General features: G+C 46.5%; 2 protein-coding genes. Both read left to right on the forward strand.

All coding sequences use genetic code 11. The features are described from left to right. A partial coding sequence (locus ACRCJ0_RS16380) for a metal ABC transporter ATP-binding protein (protein ID WP_431391224.1) occupies window positions 1-640 on the forward strand: 640 nt, incomplete at its 5' end. Beyond that, window positions 624-854, forward strand: a 231-nt coding sequence (locus ACRCJ0_RS16385) for a metal ABC transporter permease (RefSeq protein WP_431391221.1), incomplete at its 3' end; no start/stop codon positions are given. The genes ACRCJ0_RS16380 and ACRCJ0_RS16385, both read left to right, overlap by 17 nt.

The raw sequence follows: 854 nt of genomic DNA on the forward strand, positions 1-854 counted from the left end.
CGCGATTATCGGGCCGAATGGTGCCGGCAAGTCGACTTTGTTGAATTGTATGCTTGGTTTTTTGAAGCCCTTGAAAGGTGATGTGACCTTCTACGGCAAGGCATACAAGGACTATTATAAGAAAATCGCTTATGTACCCCAATCCTCTTCGGTGAATTGGGACTTCCCAACAACGGTTTTAGATGTTGTTTTAATGGGACGGTATGTACATCAAGGCTTTTTCAAAAAGGTCAGCCAAGCGGACAAGAGCCGGGCGCTTGCCGCCTTAGCAAGTGTCAATATGACTGACTACGCTGAGCGGCAAATCGCTCAGCTTTCTGGTGGGCAACGGCAACGGGTTTTCTTAGCCCGTGCCATCTGCCAGGATGCGGACATTTACTTTTTGGATGAACCGATGAAGGGAATTGATATTAAGACGGAGAAACTTTTCGCAGAGATTATTAACCAATTTCAACGCGACGGAAAGACCATTATTATCGTTCACCATGATTTGGCCACAGTCCGTGAGTACTTTGACCATGTCATCTTATTGAATAAGACAGTCATTGGCCAAGGTCCAGTTGCGGAAACTTTCAATGAAGCCAATATCGCGGCGGCATATGATCAAAGGATTGGTGAAATCTATGGCCATATTAACTGATTTCTCTTTTCAAATCGTCTTGCTTGGGACAGTCGTCCTAGCTATGGCATCAGGTGTCGTCGGGACAGTCACTGTGCTTAGAGGACAAAGTCTGATAGGGGACGCGATTGGTCACGCCACCTTTGCGGGTATCGTTATCGCCTTTATGCTTTTCCAATCAAAGAATACCCTGATTTTAACCCTGGGTGCTTTGGTTGCGGGTATGGTGGCCTTC

The sequence above is a fragment of the Aerococcus sp. L_32 genome (assembly GCF_050689315.1).